Genomic DNA, 20,738 nt, shown 5'->3' on the forward strand with positions numbered 1-20,738 from the left:
TAATCGATCGAGGACTTAACTAACTTCTTTATTCGATGTCTTGTTTACTCTTATTTAGTTTTTAAGGTATAAATTAAAAAAAACCTTGCATTTTTAATTGGAAATGCATATAATAAAACTTGTCCTTGTTTTTTTAAGGATTGTCTGGTAGCAATAGCGAAGAGGTCACACCTGTTCCCATCCCGAACACAGAAGTTAAGCTCTTCAGCGCCGATGGTAGTTGGGACTTTGTCCCTGCAAGAGTAGGACGCCGCCAGGCGCACTTAAAAAGAGTTAAAATACAGTATTTGTATTTTAACTCTTTTTGTATACTCCATAATTTATTTTAGACTACTACCCACTCCAACGAATGATTATCTTTCTTTCGATACTTGACTTGCTATTTTGATGGATATTGTAAAGCAGTTTCTTGAATCAGAAATAATGAATTTAGAAATCTACAAAATAATCCATGGTTTTATCACATTAGATAATTTTCGTTACGGTGAGTATGAGGCGAATTAATTTGTTATTAGAAAAATAAACAATAATCATATTCAAATTGAAGACGGGGCGGCCACTGATAATACAGGCGTTTCCCGTGTAGAAATCTATAGTAGTCGCAAGCTCCAATAAATTTTAGAAATGTATAAAGATACGTTATAAAACCTTCTATCAACCATTCCATTTTCGACATAAAACAGCTCAATTATTTCTGTACAAATTAAAATTCGATAAAATTTTGGTATGCTCTATCAAAAAGTCGCTTTTTCTGTAGTTACATAAACCAGAAAAATTTCTTTCATTATTATTAATTGTTTTCATATAGTTAGCAGAGATTTAGAATCTATGTGGTAAGGAATAACTTCAAAAGGGCATATTAATTTTGCTTGATAACTGGTGGTACTAACATAGGAATGCGATCTTGATAGGATTCATTTTTATATGGAAGTAGAATAGAAATAGATAATAATTCACTAAAGGGGGATATTCATTGTATTCATGGGCAGATCAACTGTTAGGGGAAGACTTTTTATTAATTATTACAAGGTTGCTTGTTGCATTAGTATTATCTGGTTTAATTGGTTTTGAACGGGAAGTCAATAATCATTCCGCTGGATTCCGCACGCATATTCTTGTAGGTGTAGGTGCTTGTTTAATGATGATTTTATCCCTGTTTGGGTTCAGTACATTTAACGAAGTAAACGATAATATCCGATTTGATCCTGCACGTATACCCTCTTATGTCATCAGTGGGATTGGATTCCTTGGAGCAGGGACAATTATTGTTTATGGAGGAACGGTTCGTGGACTGACAACAGCAGCTTCTATCTGGGCTGTGGCAGGAATTGGTCTTGTGGTTGGCTCAGGAATGTATAGTGTCGCTATTTTCACAACGCTTATCATATTAATCAGTTTGATTTTCTTGAATCATATCGAAAGAATTTTTCCAAGGTCAAGGACTACTACGTTTATTGAGTTAGTTGTTGATGAAAAGATTCAAATTAACCAAGTGGTCGAGATTATCGAAAATCACCATTTTCCTATTAGAAATGTTGAAATTATAAGACAAGAAAGTAGTTTAAGGAAAGTCTATATAAAAACGAGTCGAAAAGATAAGCTGAGTTTAATTACGATTTTTGAAGAAATTTCACAGCTCCAGGGTGTAAAAAATATCTCAGAATTAAATAAATAACATTTTTTCAAAAACCTTACACAGATAATTTGTGTAAGGTTTTTGGTTTCGTTTTTGTTAAATTTGTCTAAGATATAAATATAAGTTGTTTGCATCTCCTTTATTTTGGCGTATAATAAGATTATAGTCAAAGATAGTCAAAGTCAAAAGAATAACATGCTGGGATAATTCATACAGAAAGGTGTAGGGCAGATGAGCAATATTTCGGATGTAATTGAACAGTATCTGAAAAAGGTTCTACAGGCGAAGGGTCAGAATGCGATTGAAATTAAGCGAAGTGAAATTGCGGATCAGTTTCAGTGTGTTCCCTCGCAAATAAATTATGTGATTAATACGCGTTTTACTGTAGAAAAAGGGTATATAGTAGAAAGTAAGCGTGGTGGTGGGGGCTATATTCGTATCATGCGGATAAAGTATCAGGATAAGTCTGAACTTATTGATGAAATTATCCAAATGATTGATGGTGCTGTTTCCCAGCGTTCATCCATTAATGTTTTGGAACGATTATTGGAAGAAGATATTATCACGAAGCGTGAGGCAAAGATTATGCTTAGTGCAATTGATCGTACGACGTTAGCTTTTAAACTTCCATTACGAGATGAATTACGTGCTCGTATACTTTCAAAAATGCTTTTAACGTTAAAATATTCAAGTAAGTAAAGTAGTATTTTACAAATGTTTTTTGTAAAGGGGGAATAGACATTGGAATGCCAGGAATGTCATGAACGACCAGCTACGCTCCATGTAAAGCAAGTAATTAATGACCAAGAAACAAAAGTAAGCATATGTGAGACATGTGCGAAGAAAAAGGGATATATCACATATCCAGAGGAAGGTTATTCCCTTCATGATTTACTAACTGGTTTATTTAATTTTGATAATTTCAATATGACGAACATGAGCGAAAATCAGTTAAACCAAGTAAAAGAGCTGCAATGCTCGAAATGTGGAATGACGTTTTCGAAGTTTAAGCAAGTTGGTAAGTTTGGCTGTGCCCATTGCTATGAATCTTTTGCTTCTAAGTTAGAGCCAATTTTCCGTAGGGTACATTCTGGTAATACGAAGCATTTTGGTAAAATCCCAAAACGTGCTGGTAGTGGCTTACAATTAAAGAAACAACTGAAAAACTACCGAGAAGAGTTACAACAATTAATCGAAACAGAAGCATTTGAAGAGGCTGCAAAGGTCCGAGATAAAATAAGGGCATTGGAAAAAGGAGATAAGGAGCCAGAAGCAGGTGATGAGTCTTGAGCTTAGAGCATTTTATTAAAGATGCACTCAGTCCGTGGATGTACGAACAGGGGCCAGATAACGATATTGTGATGAGTAGCAGAATTCGGTTAGCACGAAACTTTGCAACTGTTACGTATCCGATCCTTGCAGAACACGAGAAATTAGATGATATTCGTAGTTTTTTTAAGAAAGAATATGAACATCAAACGTTTCAAAGCTACAAAGATTTAGAATTTGTCTCAATTAAAGATTTGACGCCTGTAGAAAAGAGTGTGCTTGTCGAAAAGCATTTAGTTAGTCCTCATTTGGTAAAGCGTGATGAACATGCTGCTGTTATGATTTCACAAAATGAACAGGTTTCAGTTATGATAAACGAAGAGGATCACATTCGAATTCAGCTCTATTTTCCAGGGTTACAGTTAAAAAAGGCGCTGGAGGAAGCGTTCCATTTTGATGATTGGATTGAAGAGAAGGTAAATTATGCGTACGATGAAACGAAAGGATATTTAACAAGCTGTCCGACAAATGTAGGAACAGGAATGCGAGCGTCTGTTATGATGCATCTTCCAGCCTTATCGATGACGAAGCAAATTAATCGGATGATTCCTGCCATCAGTCAGCTAGGACTTGTTGTTAGAGGGATCTATGGAGAGGGCAGTGAAGCGCTTGGAAACATTTTTCAAATATCCAATCAAATTACGCTTGGAAAGTCCGAAAAAGATATTGTAGCGGACTTAGAAAGTGTTGTGAATCAGTTAATCGATCATGAACGAGTCGCACGCGGGTTTATCATGAAACGATCAGGCATAGAGCTTGAGGATCGTATCTTCCGTTCCTATGGTGTGCTGCAGTATAGTAGAATTATTGAATCAAAAGAAGCAGCAAAATGTATTTCTGACGTGCGATTGGGCATAGACTTAGGTATTATAGAAAATACATCAGGAAATATCTTAAATGAATTAATGGTTCTTACACAGCCGGGTTTTCTTCAACAATATGCGAATAGAACTTTGAATGCAAGCGAACGCGATGTATTGCGTGCATCACTCATACGCGAACGATTAAAATTGGAAAACTAGGAGGGAAATCCAGATGATGTTTGGACGATTTACAGAAAGAGCTCAGAAAGTATTAGCATTATCACAAGAAGAAGCGGTACGACTTGGCCATAAGAATATTGGTACAGAACATATTTTATTAGGTCTTGTCCGCGAAGGAGAAGGAATTGCGGCAAAAGCATTGCAGTCGCTAGGTTTAGAAGTACCAAAAATCCAAGAAGAAGTAGAAAAACTTATTGGTGTTGATAAGCAGCCAATGCAATCGATTCATTATACACCACGTGCAAAGAAGGTCGTAGAGTTATCGCAAGATGAGGCGAGAAAATTAGGGCACTCCTACGTAGGTACAGAGCATATTTTACTTGGTCTTATCCGTGAAGGTGAAGGTGTTGCTGCACGTGTATTGAATAATCTTGGTGTCAGCTTAAATAAAGCGAGACAACAGGTACTACAACTACTAGGAAGTAATGAATCACAAGCAGGTAGGCAGGGACGATCTGGGCAACAATCAAGTGCAAGTACGCCGACGTTAGACTCGTTAGCACGCGACTTAACGGTTAGTGCAAAAGAGGGTAAAATCGACCCTGTAATTGGGCGCGCGAAGGAAATTGAACGGGTTATTCAGGTGTTGAGCCGCCGTACGAAAAATAATCCGGTATTAATTGGTGAACCAGGTGTTGGTAAAACAGCTGTAGCAGAAGGTTTAGCACAGCAAATTATAGATAATGAAGTACCTGAAACACTTCGTGATAAGCGAGTGATGACATTAGATATGGGTACAGTTGTTGCAGGTACCAAATATCGTGGTGAATTTGAGGATCGCTTGAAAAAGGTGATGGAAGAGATCCGTCAGGCAGGAAATATTATTCTATTTATCGATGAACTTCATACATTAATTGGCGCTGGTGGAGCAGAGGGTGCAATTGATGCATCGAATATTTTAAAACCTTCCCTTGCTCGTGGTGAATTACAGTGTATTGGTGCAACAACACTTGATGAATATCGTAAATACATTGAAAAAGACGCTGCGTTGGAGCGTAGATTCCAGCCAATTCAAGTCGATGAACCGACATTGGAAGAAACGATTCAGATTTTACATGGTCTACGCGATCGTTATGAAGCGCATCATCGTGTAACGATAACGGACGAAGCGATTGAAGCAGCTGCAACGCTTTCTGATCGTTATATTACCGATCGCTTCCTTCCAGATAAGGCGATTGATTTAATTGACGAAGCAGGCTCTAAAGTACGCCTAAGCTCTTACACGGTTCCACCGAACTTGAAGGAGCTTGAGCAGAAGCTTGAAGATGTACGAAAAGAAAAAGACGCTGCTGTACAAAGCCAGGAATTTGAAAAGGCTGCATCTTTACGTGATTCCGAACAACGTTATCGTGAAGAACTAGAAAAAACGAAAAATGAATGGAAAGAAAAGCAAGGACAGACTGACTCAGAGGTTACTGTTGAAGATATTGCAAGTGTTGTATCTATCTGGACAGGGGTACCTGTATCGAAGCTAACAAAGGATGAGAGTGAGCGTCTATTAAACATGGAGGACATCTTGCATAATCGTGTGATTGGCCAAGGTGAGGCAGTAAATGCGATCTCTAAGGCAATTCGAAGAGCACGTGCTGGCTTAAAAGATCCGAAGCGGCCAATCGGCTCCTTTATTTTCCTAGGGCCTACAGGTGTTGGTAAAACAGAGCTTGCTCGAGCTTTAGCGGAAGTAATGTTTGCTGATGAAGATGCGATGATTCGGATTGATATGTCCGAATACATGGAAAGACATGCGACATCTCGTCTAGTTGGCTCTCCTCCAGGATATGTTGGCTATGAGGAAGGCGGTCAGCTGACAGAGAAGGTTCGTCGTAAACCATATTCTGTCGTGCTTTTAGATGAGGTTGAAAAAGCACATCCAGAAGTATTTAATATTCTGTTACAGGTGCTTGAGGATGGGCGTCTAACGGATTCCAAAGGAAGACTTGTTGACTTCCGTAATACGGTAATTATTATGACCTCCAACGTTGGTGCAAGTGAGCTCAAACGAAATAAATACGTTGGCTTTAATATCGGTGATGAAGGAAAAGAATATAGCGATATGAAGTCAAAAGTGATGGAAGAACTGAAAAAGGCATTTCGTCCGGAATTTTTAAACCGAATTGATGAAACGATAGTCTTCCATTCGTTAGAAAGAAAGCATATGAAGGATATTGTGACACTTATGCTTGAACAATTGCAACGTCGTTTGAAGGATCAAGATATTCATTTATCGTTGACCGATAAGGCAGTAGATAAAATTGCCAATGAAGGGTTCGATCCGGAATATGGTGCCCGTCCATTGCGTAGGTCCATTCAGAAGAATATTGAGGACCTTCTATCCGAAGAGTTGCTGAAAGAAACAATTGCTAAAGGGCAACAAGTAAAAATCGGTTTGAATAATAAAGGAGACTTCATCGTTCTCTCGTAAATAGTAGGAATGTAAAAAGCTAGAAGAGCAGTATCTTCTAGCTTTTCCTTCCATTTGAGAGATTGTTCAAAAAAACCTCATTACTATCCTTTGAATACCCACTTTTATTGAGAAATCGTACTAAACGACCCAGTTGTGGCATAAATAAGGAAATATGTTTCATAAATTGATAGGAAGCTGTAACCTATTTGCTCAAAAAATGTTTTACAATAGTAAGAGAAGGGGATAGTGATTTGGCTAAGCGAAAAACAAAGTATGTTTGTCAGGATTGCGGATATGAATCTGCTAAATGGATGGGCAAATGTCCAGGCTGTAATAATTGGAATACGATGGTGGAAGAAGTTGAAGCGAAAACAGTTAGAGGAAGACAAGTAAGTGGAACACAAGTCGTCAGTAAGCCAGAAAGGATTACTTCGATTGAATCGCAGAAAGAACCGCGTATTACCACGAAGATGAAGGAATTCAATCGTGTGCTCGGTGGAGGTATTGTTCTCGGATCACTTGTCTTAATTGGTGGTGACCCAGGGATTGGTAAATCTACCCTGTTATTACAAATCTCCTCGCAGCTTGCAGGAAAGCAATTGCCAGTCCTCTACGTTTCTGGTGAGGAATCGATTCGCCAAACAAAGCTACGTGCTGATCGATTAGGGGTAAAAGAAGATCTGCTCTACGTTCTTTCTGAAACTAATTTGTTTGATATTGAAAAGCAAATTGAAGAAATACGCCCTTCGTTTGTCGTAATTGACTCCATCCAAACCATTTTTAAGGAAGACGTAACGAGCGCTCCTGGTAGTGTTTCACAAGTACGAGAATGTACCGTTGATTTAATGAAGGTCGCAAAATCAAATGGCATTCCGATATTTATAGTTGGCCATGTGACGAAAGAAGGGGCGATAGCTGGTCCAAGGCTACTTGAACATATGGTTGACGCTGTCTTGTATTTTGAAGGGGAAAGACATCATACGTATCGAATTTTACGAGGTGTGAAGAATCGTTTTGGAAGTACAAATGAAATGGGTATTTTTGAAATGAAAGAAGAAGGACTTCGAGAAGTGATGAACCCTTCGGAGATTTTCCTGGAAGAGCGTTCCCAAGGATCAGCGGGCTCTACTGTTGTTGCATCGATGGAAGGGACAAGACCTGTACTCGTTGAGATTCAAGCATTGATTTCTCCAACTAGCTTTGGTAACCCACGCCGCATGGCCACAGGGATTGATCATAATCGTGTGCCGTTATTAATGGCAGTTCTCGAAAAAAGGGTTGGCCTTATGCTGCAAAACCAAGATGCCTATATTAAGGTAGCTGGTGGTGTGAAGCTTGACGAACCTGCAATCGACCTAGCGCTTGCTGTAAGTATTGCCTCAAGCTTTCGAGATAAGCCGACGAATCCAGATGATATATTTATTGGCGAAGTTGGACTTACTGGTGAAATCAGACGTGTTTCACGTATTGAGCAACGTGTTCAAGAAGCGGCTAAGCTTGGCTTTAAGCGAGTGATTTGTCCGCAAAATAATTTGGATGGCTGGACGTACCCAAAGGGAATTAAAGTCCATGGTGTTCGTACCGTTCAAGAAGCATTAGATATAGCGATGGCCCAGTAAATTGTTAAGCCCCTTTCATATAATTTTTTCGGTTATGTTATCATTTGCAAAAATACTATGTTTTTTTCATTCTTTGTGAGGGTTAAATTATAAATTTATCGGTAATACTTAACATTAGGAGGTGACGATGTTGCTAAAAAAAATAGTGCATTTATTTTTTATTGTTCTAGGCGGTACCACTGGTTATCTTTATGTACCAGAAATTATTCGGTTGTTGAACATTACAGATTTGGATTGGGCAAGATCCCCATATTTAGGCATGATCATCGGTGCAATTATATTCTTTATTCTTTCTTATTGGCTGGCAGATTATATTGTTGACTTTTTGAGGTGGGTGGAAGACGCACTTATTAAGCTCCCAGCAGTTGATTTATTCTTTGGTAGTATTGGTTTAATTGTCGGATTGGTTATTGCTTACTTTGTTAACATGCCCTTACAAGATATTAACATTGAGGTCGTTTCACAGGTGTTGCCACTCTTTATTATGATCGTTCTTGGTTACCTTGGTTTCCAGGTGGGATTCAGACGGAGAGATGAATTTGTTAATCTGATGAAAACAAATAAAAAAGACAAACGCCGTCCTGTTGAAGGTGACGAAGTAGATGTTATCCTACCAAAAGCAAAAATACTGGATACAAGTGTTATTATTGATGGTAGAATTGCAGATATTTGTCAAACGAACTTTTTAGAAGGAACGGTTATAATTCCACAATTTGTTCTTGGGGAGCTGCAGCATATTGCCGATTCCTCGGATACACTTAAACGAAATAGAGGTCGCCGTGGACTAGATGTATTGAATCGCATCCAAAAGGAATTACCAGTGAAAGTCGAGATTTATGAAGGTGACTTTGAAGAAATTCCAGAGGTTGATAGTAAGCTAATAAAGCTTGCTAAGGTAATTAATGGTATTGTTGTAACGAATGACTTTAACTTAAATAAAGTCTGTGATTTACAAGGTGTTAACGTACTAAATATTAACGACCTTGCCAATGCTGTGAAGCCGGTTGTACTCCCGGGTGAAGAGCTAATTGTGCAAGTAATTAAAGACGGTAAAGAGCATAATCAAGGGGTAGCTTATCTTGATGATGGTACAATGATTGTTGTAGAAGAAGGCCGAGACTATATCGGAAAAACGATTGAAGTAATTATTACAAGTGTCCTGCAAACATCTGCTGGTCGGATGATTTTTGCAAAACCAAAATTACTTGAAAAAGCATTGTAAAAAGGGTATAACTGATTAAGGTGAAGTAAAGTGATAACATGAATGATATGTTATCACTTTTTCATATAGAAGTAATTTAAAACTATATCGGTATTAATAATTAACGAGAGGGGCAACACCATGAGTAAGGAAGTTCGTGTGCGTTATGCGCCAAGTCCGACAGGCCATCTGCATATTGGAAATGCACGTACAGCTTTATTTAACTATTTATATGCAAAACATTTTGATGGGAAGTTTATTATTCGTACAGAAGATACGGATGAAAAGCGAAATGTAGAAGGCGGAGAAGAAAGTCAGCTGAAGTTCTTGAAATGGCTCGGTTTAGAATGGGACGAAGGTGCTGATATTGGCGGTGACTACGGTCCATATCGTCAAACAGAACGTTTAGACATTTATGATAAATATGTCAATGAATTACTAGAAAGAAACCTTGCCTATAAATGCTATATGTCAGAGGAAGAGCTTGAGACAGAGCGTGAGGAGCAACGTGCGAATGGACAAGTTCCTAAGTATTCAGGAGCCCATCGTGATTTAACAGAAGAACAGATTGCAGCTTTCGAGGCTGAAGGGCGTAAGCCGAGTATCCGTGTTCGTGTTCCGGAGAATAAAACGTACACATTCCATGATATTGTTCGCGACGAAATAACGTTTGAATCGAGTGATTTTGGTGACTGGGTTATTGTGAAGAAAAATGGTATCCCAACCTATAATTTTGCCGTTGCAATTGATGATCATTTGATGGATATCACCCATGTTTTACGTGGTGAAGAGCATATTTCCAACACGCCGAAGCAAATGATGATTTATGAAGCATTTGGCTGGGAAGCACCACAATATGGCCATATGACTCTTATTTTAAATGAGGATCGTAAAAAACTAAGTAAGCGTGATGAGCATATCCTTCAGTTTATTGAACAGTATCGAAATCTTGGATATTTACCTGAAGCTATGTTTAACTTTATTAGCTTATTAGGCTGGTCTCCAGTTGGAGAGGAAGAAATATTCTCCCAAGAAAAGTTAATTGAAATTTTTGATCCAGAACGTCTTTCTACATCTGCGGCAATTTTTGACCAACAAAAATTAAAGTGGATGAACAATGAATATATTAAAGCGGCTGAATTAGAAACAGTGATCGATTTAGCGATGCCACATTTAATTGAATCTGGGAAATTACCAGAGGATATGGATGCAGAAAAAAGAACATGGGCAGAAAATGTAATTAGCTTGTATCGCGAGCAATTACGCTATGGGGCGGAGATTGTTGAACTGACCGAGCTATTCTTTAACGATGATATTTCGTATGAGGATGAGGCAATGGAAGTCTTAAAAGGTGAGCAAGTACCAGAGGTCCTTCAAGTATTTACAGATAAGCTGATTCATTTGGACGAATTTACAAAGGATACGATAAAAGCTCAGTTTAAAGCAACGCAGAAAGAAACCGGTCACCGTGGAAAGAAATTATTTATGCCGATCCGGATTGCGACAACTGGACAAATGCACGGACCAGAGCTACCATTTGCAATTGAGCTTTTAGGGAAATCGGTTATTATTGCAAGGCTCGATAAAGTGTTGAAGGAATTAGGAGCTTAATGGTTCACATTTCGCCATTTGTATAATATAGTATTACTAAATACGTGAACGTTGATAAGGGAAAGTAAGAGGCGAACTGCTTATTCAGAGAGAATCACCTAAGGCTGTGAGTGATTTTGAGCATCGTTTCTGAAGTGCCCCTTGGAGTCTGTTATGGAAAGTTATAGTACATGACAGCGGAACTCTCCCGTTAAGAGAGCACAAGTTGGAAGGGGATAATCCTTCAAACAGAGTGGAACCGCGCATGTTTTGCGTCTCTGTGTATGAACTACACAGGGGCGCTTTTTATTTTGCTATAAAGGGGGGACGCATATGGGAATTCTCAAAACAATGAAGGAAGATATGGATGTGGTTTTTGAACAGGATCCTGCTGCACGTACGTATATCGAAGTGATGCTAACGTATTCCGGTCTTCATGCGGTATGGGCACACCGGATTGCACATGGCTTTTTCAAAAGAAGGCTTTTCTTTATTGCACGTGTTATTTCTCAGACTAGCCGCTTCTTTACTGGCATTGAAATTCACCCAGGGGCAAAGATTGGTCGACGTCTCTTCATCGACCATGGGATGGGTGTAGTAATTGGGGAGACATGTGAGATTGGGGATAATGTTACGATTTTTCAAGGCGTGACACTTGGCGGTACTGGTAAAGAAAGAGGGAAACGCCATCCAACAGTGAAAGATAATGCACTCATTTCTACAGGCGCAAAAGTGCTAGGCGCAATAACTATTGGTGAAAGTTCGAAGGTTGGAGGCGGATCAGTTGTTTTAAAGGATGTCCCTGATCATTCAACGGTTGTTGGGGTTCCTGGCAGAGTTGTTATACAGAATGGGGAAAGAGTAAGAAGGGACCTTGATCATCATAAGATTCCTGATCCTGTGGCTGATCGTTGTGAACATATGCAGGTACAGATCGATGAACTGAAGGCTGAGATTGCAAAATTGAAACAGGGGAGTGTAAAGCAGCATGTCGATTAAGTTATATAATACATTATCGCGCAAGAAGGAAGATTTCACACCATTAGAAGAAGGGAAGGTCCGTATGTATGTATGCGGACCGACTGTATATAACTATATTCATATCGGTAATGCACGTCCGGCAATTGTTTTTGATACAGTACGAAGATACTTTGAATACAAAGGCTATCAGGTTGACTATGTATTAAATTTTACCGATGTCGATGATAAAATAATTAAAACAGCAAATGAATTAGGAGAAGAAGTTCCTGAGATAGCAAATAAATTTATCGAAGCATATTTAGAGGATGTTGGAGCATTAGGTGTGAAAGAGGCAACACATAATCCACGTGTTATGGAAACGATGGAGGATATCATTAATTTTATCGATGTGCTCGTTCAGAAGGGATATGCCTATGCAGCAGAAGGAGACGTCTATTTTAAACCGAGAGCGTTTGAAGGATATGGGAAATTATCCCACCAGTCAATTGATGAGCTTCGCTCTGGTGCCCGAATCCAAGTTGGAGAGAAAAAGAATGATCCGCTTGATTTTGCATTATGGAAAGAGGCAAAGTCTGGAGAAATTGCTTGGGATTCACCATGGGGTAAAGGCCGACCAGGCTGGCATATTGAGTGCTCGGCAATGGCTAAAAAATATCTTGGGGACACAATTGACATTCATGCTGGAGGGCAAGATTTAACATTCCCACATCATGAAAATGAAATTGCTCAGTCTGAGGCAATGACAGGTCATACATTCGCGAATTATTGGATGCATAATGGGTATATAAATATTGACAATGAAAAAATGTCGAAATCACTCGGAAATTTTGTTTTAACAAGAGATTTAATTGCGAAACATAATCCTGAAGTACTACGTTTCTTCATGCTAAGTGTGCATTATCGTAATCCGATTAATTTTACAGAGGAACTTCTGGAAAGTGCTAAAAATAGCTATGAGCGAATTAAAACGGCGTACGAAAACTTAGAGCATCGCAAACCGACGAGTATGAACCTTGTTGATAATACAGAGGAATGGTTAACGAAAATAGCGGAAATGAAACATCGCTTTGAATTGGAAATGGATGATGATTTCAATACAGCGAATGCGATTTCTGTCCTGTTTGATTTAGCAAAAGAAGCAAATGTTTATCTTCAATCCAACCAAACATCAACAGAGGTAATTGATGCATTCCAGGAAGTGCTCAAGACGTTACTAAATGTACTTGGAATTACCCTTGACACAGCTGATGAATTGTTAGATGAAGCGATTGAAGCGTTAATTGAGGAACGGAATGACGCAAGAAAAAACCGTGATTTCGCTCGAGCAGATGAGATAAGAGATCTGTTAAAAGACAAAAATATCATACTGGAAGACACACCTCAAGGGGTTCGCTGGAAAAGAGGCTAATCATGAAGTTGGATCCGAAACAATTGAAAAGCTTAGCACTCGCGTATATGGGGGATGCTATATATGAAACCCATGTTCGAGAGCATTTGCTTCAAAAAGGAACCGTAAAGCCGAACCAGCTACATCAAGAAGCGATTACTTTTGTTTCTGGAAAATCCCAAGCGGCTGTCATTCTTAACTGGACAGCCAAAGAGGGTTTTTTAAACGAGGAAGAACGAGCGGTTGTAGGGCGAGGGCGAAATGCTAAGTCTGGTTCTATCCCGAAAAACACAAGTGTACAAACCTATCGTTATAGTACGGCATTTGAGGCATTAATCGGCTATCACTATTTATCTGGAAATGAAGCACGTCTTAAGGAACTGTTAGAAACGGCAATAGATTTTGTAGAAGAGGGGAGTGGATAACATGGATCAGGAATTAATTATTGGTAAAAACCCAGTGATGGAAGCGTTGAAATCCGGTCGTTCTGTCAATAAAGTGGTTATTTCGGAGCAACTGAATCCGAATGTGCAAAAGAAATTACAACAGATGGCGAGAGAGGCTGGGACGATTGTACAAAAAGTGCCGAAATCAAAGCTTGATCAGCTCGATTCCGGAAATCATCAAGGTGTGATTGCGTATGTTGCGTCCTATCAATATGCATCAATTGAGGATTTATTCCAGCGAGCAGAAGAACGAAACGAAGATCCGTTCTTCATCATTTTGGATGAATTGGAGGATCCGCATAATTTAGGATCCATTTTGCGGACAGCAGATGCGACGGGAGCGCATGGCGTCATTATTCCGAAGCGGCGCTCGGTAGGTCTAACTGCAACCGTGGCGAAAACAGCTGCAGGAGCGATGGAACATATTCCTGTTGCTCGAGTGACGAATATCGCAAATACGATTGATGAATTAAAAGAAAGACAGGTATGGGTAGTCGGTACAGAGGCAGAAGCAACAGAGGATTATCGTAAATTGGACGGGGCGTTACCAATCGCACTCGTAATTGGTAATGAAGGGAAGGGCATTAGCCGACTTGTTCGTAAAAAGTGTGACTGGACCGTAAGCTTACCAATGAAGGGGGAAGTATCTTCCTTGAATGCTTCCGTTGCTTGCAGTTTACTTCTTTATGAGGTATATCGTAAAAGGCATTCATTAGGTGATGAATAAATGGTCGTTCTAATTGTAGATGGCTATAACATTATTGGAGCATGGGAAGAGCTACAGCAGCTAAAAGAGAAAGAGATCGGACAAGCCCGTGACCGGCTGATCGAGCGGATGGCCGAATACCAGGCATATTCTGGATATCGTGTCATCATCGTATTCGATGCGTATTTTGTTAAAGGTATTTCAAGTAAGCTAGAGCAATACAAAGTAGAGGTTATTTATACAAAGGAAAAAGAAACAGCGGATGAATGTATCGAAAAGCTTGTGAAGGCAGTAAAGAACGTACAGACACAAGTATATGTAGCAACATCTGATTATGCAGAACAACGTACGATTTTCGGACAAGGGGCACTCAGAAAGTCGGCTCGTGAGCTATTTATTGAAATGCAGGACATCGAACGGGAAATTGAGGTTAGTATTGAACTGCATAAAAAAATACAACCACAGTCAAAGATTAATTTGGACAAGGAAACCCTTCAGAAGTTTGAAAAGATGAGAAGGGGAGAAATATAGCACAAAAGTTTGACTTTTGTGCTATTTCGACATATTTCGCATGTAACCGCTTCTAGTACATGTTGACGGTTTTGAAACGAGTACTGTATACTATGTGCTAAAGTGACAACAAGATAGTCAGGGGGCAATCTTAATGAGTGTCGAGCAATTAGTAAAAGACAAACGAAGTATTAGTAAGCTTGAAGATGACGATTTGCTTCAACTTGTTCGTCAAGGCGACAGTCGGGCACTGGACTTATTAATACACAGGTACATTAATTTTGTCCGAGCAAAAGCACGAACGTATTTCTTAATTGGCGCAGATAAAGAGGATATCATTCAAGAAGGAATGATTGGATTATATAAAGCGATTCGCGATTATAATGGGGACAAGCTATCTTCATTCAAAGCGTTTGCTGAACTCTGCGTGACGCGTCAGATTATCACTGCCATTAAAACAGCGACAAGACAGAAGCACATTCCACTTAACTCCTATGTTTCCCTCGATAAGCCAATCTATGATGAAGAATCGGATCGTACATTATTGGATGTAATTGCAGGGTCTAAGGAAATTGACCCCCAAGAGCTGCTAATTAACCAAGAAAACTTCGGAGATATGGAAACGAAATTATCGGAATTATTAAGCGAGTTGGAAAAACAAGTGCTTCATTTGTATTTGGATGGAAGATCCTATCAAGAAATATCGATTGAATTGAAGCGACATGTGAAATCGATTGATAATGCTTTGCAACGCGTAAAGCGGAAGCTCGAACAGCTGATGGATGCGTCTGAAACAACTTAACAATACGATGGAATGAACTACGGTTTAGACACGGCGAGTTGAATAATTGCAGTCATCCAAGTAATTCTTTGATTAAAACCGTTTTATCTAGTTAGCCAGTAGATTGTCGAAACGTTGACACGTTATGGCAAAACGTGCTAAATTAGAGGAAAAGGAAAATACCCTAATTGTGGGGTGAAATAGATGAGTAGTAAAATCACGTTAGCGTGTGCAATTTGTTCAAGCAGAAATTATTCAACGAATAAAAATGTATCCACAAAGACTACGAGGTTAGAAGTACGCAAATATTGCAAAACATGTGGGCAACATACATTGCATCGTGAAACGAAGTGAGTGCGCATTTTAGGCGGAGTTTTTGGGGGGTACAAGCATGTTCAAATTCTTTAAAGATGTATCTAGAGAAATGAAAAAAGTTAGTTGGCCTAAAGGTAAAGAGCTAACCAATTATACCATTATCGTTATTTCGACGGTCGTATTTGTAGCACTATTCTTTTTTATTGTTGATTTAGGCATTTCTCAAGTTTTAAACTTATTTTGAATAAATATATTTAATTATGCTATAATGAAAAATAATATTCCCTTTTAAAAGCCCGGTCAAATCGGGTTTTTTAAATTGGATAAAATGGTAGACGATTCGTGATTTGGATAATAAATCAAGCTGCTATAAAGGGAGGGAGTCCTGTTTAAATGGAAAAGAATTGGTATGTAGTTCATACGTATTCCGGATATGAGAATAAAGTAAAAATGAATCTGGAGAAACGTGTAGAAACAATGGGAATGGAAGATAAAATATTCCGTGTAATCGTTCCAGAGGATGAAGAAACGGAAATTAAAAACGGTAAAAAGAAAGTCATGAAAAAGAAATCATTCCCTGGTTATGTATTAACTGAAATGATTATGACAGATGATTCCTGGTATGTTGTAAGAAACACGCCTGGAGTGACCGGTTTTGTTGGGTCTAGTGGTCACGGTGCGAAACCAACACCATTACTACCAGATGAAATTGATGTTGTTCTAAAGCGCATGGGTGTATCAGAACCGACTGTACAGGTTGATTTTGAAATCAAAGAAAATGTACGAGTTGCCGATGGTCCATTCACTGATTTCACAGGATCAATTGAACACATTGATATGGATAAGCAAAAAGTGAAAGTTCATGTGAATATGTTTGGTAGAGAAACCCCTGTTGAATTAGATTTTTCGCAGGTTGAAAAGCTGTCTTAATAAAAATAGACAACAAAACCTTGCATTATTTAGCATTTCATGCTAAAATTTTTTTGTTATTCATGCCCTGGATAGGGCATTGATAAATGGAGTGGGAGGGTATTCCAATACAATCATAGGACCCTATTACCACATCACGGACTTTAAGGAGGTGTGTCTCGTGGCTAAAAAAGTAATCAAGTTAGTGAAATTGCAAATCCCAGCTGGTAAAGCAAACCCAGCACCGCCAGTAGGACCGGCACTAGGTCAAGCAGGTGTTAACATCATGGGATTCTGTAAAGAGTTCAATGCTCGTACACAAGATCAAGCGGGTTTAATTATTCCTGTTGAAATTACGGTATTTGAAGACCGTTCATTTACATTTATTACAAAGACTCCACCAGCAGCTGTTCTTTTGAAAAAGGCAGCAGGTCTTGATTCTGGTTCTGGTGAGCCTAACAAGAATAAGGTCGCTACATTGAAACGCGATCAAGTAAAAGAAATTGCGGAATCTAAAATGCCTGATTTAAACGCAGCTGATGTTGAAGCGGCTATGCGTATGGTTGAAGGTACTGCACGAAGCATGGGAATTGTTATCGAAGATTAATTTTATACGGTATAGGTTGCGGTTGGCTAACCATTCGCAACCTTTTTCGTGAATGTGATGGGCCTTTTTAGGAACGTTGCATGCTTTATAAAAGCTGTGCGCTTTTATAAGTGGGAGGTATTACCGTTATAACCACAATAGAGGAGGAAATAAAATGGCAAAAACAGGTAAGAAATATCAAGAAGCTGCAAAGCTTGTAGATCGTTCGAATTTGTATGAAATTAAAGAAGCTGTTGCATTAGCGAAACAAACTGCTAAAGCAAACTTTGACGAAACAGTTGAAGCTGCATTCCGTCTTGGAGTAGATCCGAAGAAAGCAGATCAACAAATCCGTGGAGCAATGGTATTGCCACACGGAACTGGTAAAACACAACGCGTGCTTGTGTTCGCTAAAGGTGAAAAAGCAAAAGAAGCAGAAGCTGCAGGAGCAGATTATGTAGGAGAGGCAGAATTCATCGAGAAAATCAACAAAGGTTGGTTTGAATTTGATGTTATCGTAGCGACTCCTGACATGATGGCTGAAGTAGGTAAGCTTGGACGTGTGTTAGGACCAAAAGGTTTAATGCCAAACCCTAAAACTGGAACAGTTACATTCGAAGTAGAAAAAGCTGTTAAAGATATTAAAGCTGGTAAAGTAGAATACCGTGTAGATAAATCTGCTAACATCCATGTTCCAATTGGAAAAATCTCATTTGAAGATGAGAAATTGGTTGAAAACTTCGTAGCACTTACAGAACAACTTGTGAAAGTGAAACCACAAGCTGCTAAAGGTACGTACATGAAGAATGTTTCAATCGCTTCTACAATGGGACCTGGAATTAAAGTTGACGTATCTGATTTCCGTTAATTAGGTATTGACTTTATCCGGGCGTTCCGTTATACTAAATTGCGTCATAATAAATGAATAGGTTATACCGTAGACAGTAGGTGCGATTCTTTCGCTTAATATCCTGCCGAGGTTGTTTATAAACAGATGCGTTAATCCATTTGTTATATTAAGCTCCCATGTCTATGTGGGAGCTTTTCTTATATGCCCTGCGGTGTAATGATATAGAAATGATAATAGGAGGTGGAACAATGTCTGCAGTAATTGAACAAAAGAAACAACTAGTTGAAGAAATCACTGAAAAATTCCGTGCTAGCCAAACTTCAGTAGTGGTTGACTACCGCGGTCTTGACGTAGCGGAAGTAACAGCATTACGTAAAGAGCTACGCGATGCGGGAATTGATTTCAAAGTTTACAAAAACACAATGACTCGTCGTGCTGTCGAGGCGGCTGAACTTACAGACTTGAGCGAGGTGTTGGTAGGGCCAACAGCTATCGCTTTCAGTAACGATGATGTAGTAGCCCCTGCAAGAATTCTAAATAACTTCATGAAAGAACATGAGGCGTTAGAAATCAAAGGTGGCGTAATCGAAGGGAAAGTAGCTACACTTGAACAAATTCAAGAGCTTGCTGAACTTCCGAACTACGAAGGTATGGTATCTATGCTGCTTAGCGTGCTTCAAGCACCTATTCGTAACTTTGCTTACGTTACAAAAGCAGTTGCAGAACAAAAAGAAGAACAAGGCGCATAATAATCGCCTGACGTTATTACTAAATTAAACTAAAATATTAGGAGGAAAATATATCATGACTAAAGAAGAAATGATTGGCGCAATCAAAGAAATGTCTGTTTTAGAATTAAACGATCTTGTTAAAGCTATTGAAGAAGAATTTGGAGTAACTGCTGCTGCACCTGTAGCTGTAGCTGGTGCTGCTGGTGGAGCTGCTGTTGAAGAGCAAACTGAATTTGATGTAGTACTTACAGGTGCTGGAGCATCAAAAATCAAAGTTGTTAAAGCTGTTCGTGAAATCACTGGTCTTGGACTTAAAGATGCAAAAGACTTGGTTGATAACGCACCAAAAGCAATTAAAGAAGGCGTAGCTAAAGAAGAAGCTGAAGAAGTAAAAGCTAAACTTGAAGAAGCTGGCGCTGACGTAGAAGTTAAATAATTAAGTTGATAGAAAATGATAGAGCTCGTCGAATTTCGGCGGGCTCTTTATCGCGAATTGTTGTTGAACGAATATGTAGTTGTGAAATCAAATGAGCGATTCATGCTGATTGTATAAAAAAGAAGTATTTAATCCAATTGCAGGTTAAATGACTGCTTTCGGCATTTCTCCTTCTGTATATATCAATGATTAAGATACAAGGGAGTATCTCCGATTGAATAAAGTTTTATAAATTCTGAAGGCAACTTGCTTTCGGACATCTTCTAAATTTAAAATATGACTAAGAAGTAGGTGCCCAATTGTCTGAGCATTACTTTTCAAATAAACCTCAATCTAAAACTTTACCAAAAACATGGACATATCAATTAAGAGGAAAAGAATATACGTTTACTAGTGATGTTGGCGTGTTTTCAAAGAATGAAGTCGATTTCGGTTCGAGGCTTTTAATTGAACAATTTCAAGAGCCTGCTGTACCTGGTGATCTACTAGATCTTGGTTGTGGATATGGACCAATCGGAATTGCGCTTGCGGGTGATTTTGCCAATCGTCAAATTGTGATGGTCGATGTAAATGAGCGAGCGCTTGCGCTTGCTGAGAAAAACGCAACCGTTAATAATCAAACAAATACAGAAGTCGTTCAAAGTGACCGTTTGTCTGGTTTGCCTGGACGAAAATTCGCAGCAATACTAACGAACCCGCCGATTCGAGCAGGGAAGCAAGTGGTTCATCAAATGTTTGAGGAAGCAAAAGCTGCTTTACTTTCCAGTGGTCAATTGTGGGTAGTTATTCAGAAGAAGCAGGGAGCGCCTTCGGCAATGGATAAAATCGAGGCCTTGTTTGGAAATGTAGATGTTGTTGCCAAAAGTAAAGGATACTATATATTGCGAGCGTTAAATGATTGACCGCGAAAAATTAATGTGATAAGATTGGAAGATGGTAACATGGGGATTCTTTTGTCAAGGGGATCTTTATGAAATATGGGACGTATATTTGATTGCTGAACGGCAACACTGGTAGAATCGGAAAAAATGTAAGGTTTTATAATAAAGCCTTTTTTCTAGTTTACCAAAATAAATGCCATGTGTACAACTAGTATTTGTTGTATTGCTTTCAAAAGCTGCCCGAGCGTATGATAACGAAACACACCAAAGGTGCGACGGTAAGTATGTTCCATGAACTTGAATGCTTTGAAAATCGTTCAACATATTGTTGGGCGAAAAATTCAACTTGGTAGATAGGAAAGTGTTAAGCTTACCTATTTGCATAAGTGTAACGAAG

Annotated in this window: 22 protein-coding genes, 1 rRNA gene and 2 other annotated features; all 23 genes read left to right on the forward strand. The window is 38.9% G+C overall.

Going from position 1 to position 20,738, the window contains the following annotated elements; all coding sequences use genetic code 11:
• Positions 1 to 143 precede the first annotated feature (143 nt).
• The 23 genes from rrf to F1560_RS08555 all read left to right on the forward strand — a co-directional run bounded on the left by rrf (position 144) and on the right by F1560_RS08555 (position 20,362).
• A 5S ribosomal RNA gene (gene rrf, locus F1560_RS08445) occupies positions 144 to 259 on the forward strand.
• 714 nt (positions 260 to 973) lie between these two features.
• On the forward strand, positions 974 to 1,675 hold the full coding sequence (locus F1560_RS08450; RefSeq protein WP_245347809.1) for an MgtC/SapB family protein: 702 nt from the start codon (positions 974 to 976) through the stop codon (positions 1,673 to 1,675).
• A 192-nt stretch (positions 1,676 to 1,867) separates the two neighbouring features.
• A complete protein-coding gene (locus F1560_RS08455) occupies positions 1,868 to 2,335 on the forward strand; it encodes a CtsR family transcriptional regulator (RefSeq protein WP_149474203.1) in 468 nt (155 codons plus the stop codon).
• Positions 2,336 to 2,377: 42 nt separating this feature from the next.
• Positions 2,378 to 2,926 carry a protein-arginine kinase activator protein McsA gene (gene mcsA / locus F1560_RS08460; protein WP_149474204.1) on the forward strand — a complete coding sequence of 183 codons (549 nt, stop codon included), beginning with the start codon at positions 2,378 to 2,380 and terminating at the stop codon, positions 2,924 to 2,926.
• Entirely contained in the window at positions 2,923 to 3,987 is a 1,065-nt protein-coding gene (gene mcsB, locus F1560_RS08465; RefSeq protein WP_149474205.1) for a protein-arginine kinase McsB, read from the forward strand. The genes mcsA and mcsB overlap by 4 nt, the downstream gene beginning before the upstream one ends.
• Positions 3,988 to 4,000: 13 nt before the next feature.
• Positions 4,001 to 6,430, forward strand: a complete 2,430-nt coding sequence (gene clpC, locus F1560_RS08470; RefSeq protein ID WP_149474206.1) for an ATP-dependent protease ATP-binding subunit ClpC — start codon at positions 4,001 to 4,003, stop codon at positions 6,428 to 6,430.
• 233 nt (positions 6,431 to 6,663) lie between these two features.
• Positions 6,664 to 8,031: a DNA repair protein RadA gene (radA, locus tag F1560_RS08475; protein WP_149474207.1), complete on the forward strand. Its 1,368-nt coding sequence runs from the start codon at positions 6,664 to 6,666 to the stop codon at positions 8,029 to 8,031.
• A gap of 130 nt (positions 8,032 to 8,161) precedes the next feature.
• Complete coding sequence (locus F1560_RS08480; protein WP_149474208.1) at positions 8,162 to 9,253, forward strand: PIN/TRAM domain-containing protein; 1,092 nt, start codon at positions 8,162 to 8,164, stop codon at positions 9,251 to 9,253.
• A 120-nt stretch (positions 9,254 to 9,373) separates the two neighbouring features.
• Entirely contained in the window at positions 9,374 to 10,843 is a 1,470-nt protein-coding gene (gltX, locus tag F1560_RS08485; protein WP_149474209.1) for a glutamate--tRNA ligase, read from the forward strand.
• A 42-nt stretch (positions 10,844 to 10,885) separates the two neighbouring features.
• Positions 10,886 to 11,105, forward strand: a binding site (T-box leader).
• A 50-nt stretch (positions 11,106 to 11,155) separates the two neighbouring features.
• Complete coding sequence (gene cysE / locus F1560_RS08490) at positions 11,156 to 11,821, forward strand: serine O-acetyltransferase (protein ID WP_187773671.1); 666 nt, start codon at positions 11,156 to 11,158, stop codon at positions 11,819 to 11,821.
• Positions 11,811 to 13,211, forward strand: coding sequence for a cysteine--tRNA ligase (cysS, locus tag F1560_RS08495; protein ID WP_149474210.1), 1,401 nt, complete (start codon positions 11,811 to 11,813; stop codon positions 13,209 to 13,211). The genes cysE and cysS overlap by 11 nt, the downstream gene beginning before the upstream one ends.
• Positions 13,212 to 13,213: 2 nt before the next feature.
• Positions 13,214 to 13,615, forward strand: coding sequence for a Mini-ribonuclease 3 (locus tag F1560_RS08500; protein ID WP_149474211.1), 402 nt, complete (start codon positions 13,214 to 13,216; stop codon positions 13,613 to 13,615).
• 1 nt (position 13,616) lies between these two features.
• Positions 13,617 to 14,363 carry a 23S rRNA (guanosine(2251)-2'-O)-methyltransferase RlmB gene (rlmB, locus tag F1560_RS08505; protein ID WP_149474212.1) on the forward strand — a complete coding sequence of 249 codons (747 nt, stop codon included), beginning with the start codon at positions 13,617 to 13,619 and terminating at the stop codon, positions 14,361 to 14,363.
• Positions 14,364 to 14,873, forward strand: coding sequence for an NYN domain-containing protein (locus F1560_RS08510; RefSeq protein ID WP_149474213.1), 510 nt, complete (start codon positions 14,364 to 14,366; stop codon positions 14,871 to 14,873).
• Positions 14,874 to 15,006: 133 nt separating this feature from the next.
• On the forward strand, positions 15,007 to 15,654 hold the full coding sequence (sigH, locus tag F1560_RS08515) for an RNA polymerase sporulation sigma factor SigH (RefSeq protein ID WP_149474214.1): 648 nt from the start codon (positions 15,007 to 15,009) through the stop codon (positions 15,652 to 15,654).
• 183 nt (positions 15,655 to 15,837) lie between these two features.
• Positions 15,838 to 15,987: a 50S ribosomal protein L33 gene (rpmG, locus tag F1560_RS08520; protein ID WP_149474215.1), complete on the forward strand. Its 150-nt coding sequence runs from the start codon at positions 15,838 to 15,840 to the stop codon at positions 15,985 to 15,987.
• A 37-nt stretch (positions 15,988 to 16,024) separates the two neighbouring features.
• Positions 16,025 to 16,192, forward strand: coding sequence for a preprotein translocase subunit SecE (secE, locus tag F1560_RS08525; RefSeq protein WP_149474216.1), 168 nt, complete (start codon positions 16,025 to 16,027; stop codon positions 16,190 to 16,192).
• A gap of 149 nt (positions 16,193 to 16,341) precedes the next feature.
• Positions 16,342 to 16,878, forward strand: a complete 537-nt coding sequence (gene nusG, locus F1560_RS08530) for a transcription termination/antitermination protein NusG (RefSeq protein ID WP_149474217.1) — start codon at positions 16,342 to 16,344, stop codon at positions 16,876 to 16,878.
• Between the two features lie 160 nt (positions 16,879 to 17,038).
• Positions 17,039 to 17,464 carry a 50S ribosomal protein L11 gene (gene rplK / locus F1560_RS08535; protein WP_149474218.1) on the forward strand — a complete coding sequence of 142 codons (426 nt, stop codon included), beginning with the start codon at positions 17,039 to 17,041 and terminating at the stop codon, positions 17,462 to 17,464.
• Between the two features lie 154 nt (positions 17,465 to 17,618).
• Positions 17,619 to 18,311: a 50S ribosomal protein L1 gene (rplA, locus tag F1560_RS08540; RefSeq protein ID WP_149474219.1), complete on the forward strand. Its 693-nt coding sequence runs from the start codon at positions 17,619 to 17,621 to the stop codon at positions 18,309 to 18,311.
• Positions 18,312 to 18,360: 49 nt separating this feature from the next.
• Positions 18,361 to 18,500, forward strand: a sequence feature (ribosomal protein L10 leader region).
• 41 nt (positions 18,501 to 18,541) lie between these two features.
• On the forward strand, positions 18,542 to 19,042 hold the full coding sequence (rplJ, locus tag F1560_RS08545) for a 50S ribosomal protein L10 (protein WP_149474220.1): 501 nt from the start codon (positions 18,542 to 18,544) through the stop codon (positions 19,040 to 19,042).
• A gap of 55 nt (positions 19,043 to 19,097) precedes the next feature.
• The gene (rplL, locus tag F1560_RS08550) at positions 19,098 to 19,460 is read left to right on the forward strand and encodes a 50S ribosomal protein L7/L12 (protein ID WP_149474221.1); all 363 of its coding nucleotides are present in this window, start codon (positions 19,098 to 19,100) and stop codon (positions 19,458 to 19,460) included.
• A 299-nt stretch (positions 19,461 to 19,759) separates the two neighbouring features.
• Complete coding sequence (locus F1560_RS08555; RefSeq protein WP_149474222.1) at positions 19,760 to 20,362, forward strand: class I SAM-dependent methyltransferase; 603 nt, start codon at positions 19,760 to 19,762, stop codon at positions 20,360 to 20,362.
• Positions 20,363 to 20,738: the final 376 nt, after the last annotated feature.

Source organism: Oceanobacillus polygoni, from assembly GCF_008304605.1.
Lineage (GTDB): Bacteria > Bacillota > Bacilli > Bacillales > Amphibacillaceae > Oceanobacillus > Oceanobacillus polygoni.